This is a genomic window from Enterobacter cloacae complex sp. IR53030, from assembly GCF_049238365.1.
GTDB lineage: Bacteria > Pseudomonadota > Gammaproteobacteria > Enterobacterales > Enterobacteriaceae > Enterobacter > Enterobacter kobei.
On record NZ_JBMKHA010000058.1, the window covers coordinates 1 to 3,635 of the forward strand.

Annotated in this window: 3 protein-coding genes; 2 read left to right on the plus strand and 1 reads right to left on the minus strand. The window is 43.4% G+C overall.

The annotated features are described in order from the left end of the window. Positions 1-438: 438 nt before the first annotated feature. Together ACOTXR_RS24955 and ACOTXR_RS24960 are read left to right on the plus strand one after the other, a co-directional pair. On the plus strand, positions 439-588 hold the full coding sequence (locus tag ACOTXR_RS24955) for a hypothetical protein (RefSeq protein ID WP_001138881.1): 150 nt from the start codon (positions 439-441) through the stop codon (positions 586-588). 1,015 nt (positions 589-1,603) lie between these two features. Next, positions 1,604-3,136: an NERD domain-containing protein gene (locus ACOTXR_RS24960; RefSeq protein ID WP_421767132.1), complete on the plus strand. Its 1,533-nt coding sequence runs from the start codon at positions 1,604-1,606 to the stop codon at positions 3,134-3,136. A 188-nt stretch (positions 3,137-3,324) separates the two neighbouring features. On the opposite strand, the gene ACOTXR_RS24965 is transcribed toward ACOTXR_RS24960, so the two are convergent. Then, positions 3,325-3,483 (minus strand): hypothetical protein, encoded by a 159-nt coding sequence (locus ACOTXR_RS24965; protein ID WP_001403044.1) that lies wholly within the window; start codon positions 3,481-3,483, stop codon positions 3,325-3,327. Positions 3,484-3,635: the final 152 nt, after the last annotated feature.

Here is a 3,635-nt window from a genome sequence, read left to right on the forward strand (position 1 = left end):
CGAGGGAGCTACCAGGGGGAAACGCCTGGGATCTTTATAGTCCTGTCGGGTTTCGCCACCACTGATTTGAGTGTCAGATTTCGTGATGCTTGTCAGGGGGGCGGAGCCTATGGAAAAACGGCAGCGCCGCGTCCTTTTCCTGCCCTGTTTGTCATGCCACATGCTTTTGCTCTTATCCGTGTGCAGCTAACGCCCGCCGCAGCCGAACGGCAGGAGCGGCAGCGACCGAGTGAGCGAGGAGGCGTCATATCACAGTAACCCCCATTTTCTCCCGTACGCCCTGTAGCTGCATTTTCCCCTGTCACATGAAGCACTTTCCTGAACCCCGACCCCGTCGTAACATATTCAGCTAGTTTAGACTCCGCTAGCGCTACGTGACTGGTTCAGGGCTGCGCTCCGAAACCCGCTAACAACCCCTTAGCTACTGGATATCACCCCATGCCATCTGAATATGATGAACAACGGGATGCGACTGATACGCAGCTTCCCGGCGAATATGACCTTTTTGATTTAATGGCGAAGGTTACTGAAGAGAACCTGCACGCCCCGGTGGATTTTGGGCCGCCTGTCGGCCGGGAAGCGTTATAGCTTTTTCGCTTACCCGCGTACGTGTAATACGCCGGTATTACATCTTATTTCTTTATTTTCATGTGATTACAGGTGGTTGTAATACGTTGCGTATTACATAAATAAACGGGAACTTCAGTTTTTACCTTTTAATTCATGCAATTGCGATGAAAATCGCGGTTGCGTATGGTGTATGGCCATTTAAGGGATAAAGAATCATCTCCTTACCGGGCTGAGCTTTGCCTATTCTGAGGAGATCTGTGAAAAAAAAGCGTCCATAACTAGCTCGTTCATACTTGTATGAACAGCTTATTCCTCCTGACTACTAATAAACTACAGCGTCACTACTGATTTACTACTGATTTACTACAAACCGGAGGGGGGACTACAGAAACACTACTGATTTACTACTGATTTACTACAAATCGGAGGAGGATGACTACTTATCTACTACTGATTTACTACTGAATTACTACTGAATTACGTCAGAACAGTTCTCTGAACCATTCGTACATCCGACCCCCTTATCTTCATGCTTGATGTTCTTGCCAACGCCTCACGGCCACGCAATAAATTGCGTCCCCGTTCACCGTTTTCGGGTGGGAAGAACGCCGGAAACAGGACTTACCCCGGCTGAATGGCGTGAATTTCCGCACTATGCACTTGCGCGCATACTCATGCATGCCGTAAAAACAGAGCCTGCGCGTTTCTGGCGGGTTTTCGGGTGGTTTGTTGCCTGTTTTACCGGTTTCCCGTCAGAAACGCCCTGAGAGCCTCTCAGGCGGTGCACGCAACGGATGTTATGGTAAATGGAGTAGCTGATAGTTCGATAAAAAAATGTCACAATACTATCTTTATGATTTAAAAGGATTAAATAATTATAAAGACGATATTTCTTTGTGCTCAATTTAAAGTAAGTAATTAACCATCTGATTTTTAATTATTTTTTATAGTCACTTTTTTTTAAAAGACTGCGCCCTATTACACGTAGTGTAATATTATAAATAGCGTAGTGTGACAGAAATAAGGTGAGGATATGAAAAAAAGTGTTGTTAGACAGGTGCTTGAAATGAGCGGGCCATGCATCTCTTCGGATCTTGCAGAGAGAATTCAGTGGCAACATCCCTCAATGTCCCCTGAAGCGATACGTAAAATGATCTCGCGAAGCACGGACATAGGTAAGCTGCCATTTTTGAAATTCAGCCATAACAGGAGATTCATTTATCTAAAAGATGATTTTGGCAGTTTCAAATTTTGGCGAGCTCTCGAAAAGTGCATGTACGAAGCAAACTCAACTTACTCACACGCGATACTTGCCGTAATAAATAATGGCGGTTATTTGAAGGTGAAAGATTTTGGGATTGTGTCTGGATCTCCTATAAAACAAGCTAAACATTTAAGTTATGAAACAGTTCTAAGAAATCTACTTTCGGCAAAAATACTTAGAGCCGTGTATATTGATGGAGTTGGTGATTGCGTACTGATAAATAACAACATAGCCAACGATGTTAATATTAGAACAATGGCAAATTGCGAATCCTTTTTTGACAAACCAATATTGGAGCTTGTTAAAGCTTGGTTGAGGAATTTAGGCCTAGTCGCTTTTAATCAGATAAAAACAAAATATGCTGGGGAGGGAAATCCAGTTGTAGGCTCTTTTGAATGGGATATGACCGCTCCAAGTTACGTTTCCCCTCTCGCTGAATATGTCGGCGGAAAACTGATGCCTGGTTTCGTTGCCTGTGATTTTTCTCTCGGCTTTAATCGTGATGAAATTACTACCGCTGCAGCAGAAACATTCATAAGAAAAGTCCAGATGACCAAGTCTTCTCGAGCGAGTCAGAGGATAATGTTTGTTATTTTCGCAAGGCGTTTCGGCAAAATAGCCTTCAATAAGTTGAGAAGTGAGGGGGTTCTGGCTGTAACTATAGCAAATGCGTTTGGTAATAAAGTTGATGAAAGCTTAACCAGGTTGTCGAGGGTGGTTCAGGGTTCTTTGTCCATTGAAAAGCATCCAGATGAGTTGCTTCAGATGGTTAAAGATCTGGAGTTTGTTTCTGGAGAGAATGGCAATTTGAGAGGGTATATTTTTGAGCTTTTTGTATCCTCGCAAATTTCTAATTTTTATGGCCTTGGTAATATTTACATTAATAGAGAGTATAAGATAAATGGTAAGCATGCAGAAGCTGATGTTGTATTGGAGAGTAGTGACGATATTTATATAATAGAGTGCAAAAATGTTAAGGTCTTACCTTCAACTGAACTTACGCGTTGGATGAAAGAAAGGGTTCCAATTATAAACTCTTACTATAAAATAAATAATTTAGAAAAAAAGAATATCCACCATTATTTGTGGGTTACAGGGAATGTGTACAACAAAGATTTAAAAAGGTTAGACTCTTTTAAGAATAATAATAAGAATATCGATGTTGATTATTTGTTTGGTGAGCATTTGGATGATTTCTTTTACAAGAAAAAGCGGGTGTTCAACTTATATAGAAAAGTCATTTCACCTGATTATAAAAAAGGCGTAATGCCTGATTTTGAGTTAGAGGACGATTTTTTCTAGCTACTGCGTTTCTTGACGATGGCGCTTTGAAAGGCGTATCTTCCATCTCTGAAACGAAAAAACCACCCGGCAAGGTGGTTTTTCGAAGGTTCAGGAAACCGGCAAGTTTCTGAACCGTGGTAACTGGCTTAAACGGAGCGCAGTGACCAAATCTGTCCTTCCAGTGTAGCCGTAGTCAGGTCAACACTTCAAGAACTCTGTGTATGCTTGTACACGCCTCTCCGCTCCGTAAACCAGATACCAATGGCTGCTGCCAGTGGCGTTTTGTCGTGTCTTTCCGGGTTGGACTCAAGTCGATAGTTACCGGAACAGGCGCAGCAGTCGGACTGAACGGGGGGTTCGTGCATACAGTCCAGCTTGGAGCGAACTGCCTTCCCGGAACTGAGTGTCAGGCGTGGAATGAGATAAACGCGGCCATAACAGCGGAGTGACACCGGTAAACCGAAAGGCAGGAACAGGAGAGCGCACGAGGGAGCTACCAGGGGGAAACGCCTGGGAT

Bases quoted from the DNA above. Each gene is read 5' to 3' on its own strand.
- ACOTXR_RS24955 (WP_001138881.1), top strand. From the start codon at position 439: ATGCCATCTGAATATGATGAACAACGGGATGCGACTGATACGCAGCTT.
- ACOTXR_RS24960 (WP_421767132.1), top strand. From the start codon at position 1,604: ATGAAAAAAAGTGTTGTTAGACAGGTGCTTGAAATGAGCGGGCCATGC.
- ACOTXR_RS24965 (WP_001403044.1), bottom strand. From the start codon at position 3,483: ATGCACGAACCCCCCGTTCAGTCCGACTGCTGCGCCTGTTCCGGTAAC.